This window comes from Streptomyces sp. DH12, assembly GCF_020873895.1.
Lineage (GTDB): Bacteria > Actinomycetota > Actinomycetes > Streptomycetales > Streptomycetaceae > Streptomyces.
In genome coordinates this window covers 1-516 of record NZ_JAHWGT010000694.1, presented here as the reverse complement: position 1 = coordinate 516, position 516 = coordinate 1, and the positions used below count along the sequence as shown (strand labels likewise).

Here is a 516-nt window from a genome sequence, read left to right as displayed (position 1 = left end):
CCACCGCTGGCTCCTGGAGCGCAACCTCAAGCTGTTCGGCGTGAGTTACGCCGTCGACCCGCTCGGCGACATCTACGTCACCGGCCGCCTGCCGCTGCCCGCGATCACCCCGGAGGAGCTGGACCGGCTGCTCGGACAGGTCCTGGAGGCCGCCGACGGCAGCTTCAACACCCTGCTGGAGCTGGGCTTCGCCTCCGCGATCCGCAAGGAGTACGCCTGGCGCGTCTCACGCGGCGAGTCCACCCGCAACCTGGACGCCTTCACCCACCTGCTGCGCCCGTCGCCCGGTAGCGTCCCGGAGTGACCCCCACCAGCCGGCGGAAGTGCCGGGTGAGGTGGGCCTGGTCGTAGAAGCCGGCGGCTGCCGCGACGGCGCTCGGCGGCCGCCCCTCCAGCAGCAGCCGCCGCGCCCGCCCGACCCGGCGTGACATCAGGTACTGGTGCGGCGGGATGCCGTACGCGGTGCTGAACGCCCGTACGAGATGGGCGGGATGGGCGGACAGCTCGGCGCCCGCC

General features: G+C 73.3%; 2 protein-coding genes. One reads left to right on the top strand and one right to left on the bottom strand.

Annotated elements, in window-relative coordinates:
* Positions 1-304, top strand: a 304-nt coding sequence (locus LPA54_RS36555) for a YbjN domain-containing protein (RefSeq protein ID WP_228984810.1), incomplete at its 5' end; no start/stop codon positions are given.
* On the opposite strand, the gene LPA54_RS36550 is transcribed toward LPA54_RS36555, so the two are convergent.
* Positions 261-516: helix-turn-helix transcriptional regulator (locus LPA54_RS36550; protein ID WP_228984809.1), on the bottom strand; the 256-nt coding region annotated here is incomplete at its 5' end. The two genes, LPA54_RS36555 and LPA54_RS36550, sit on opposite strands and share 44 nt — an antisense overlap.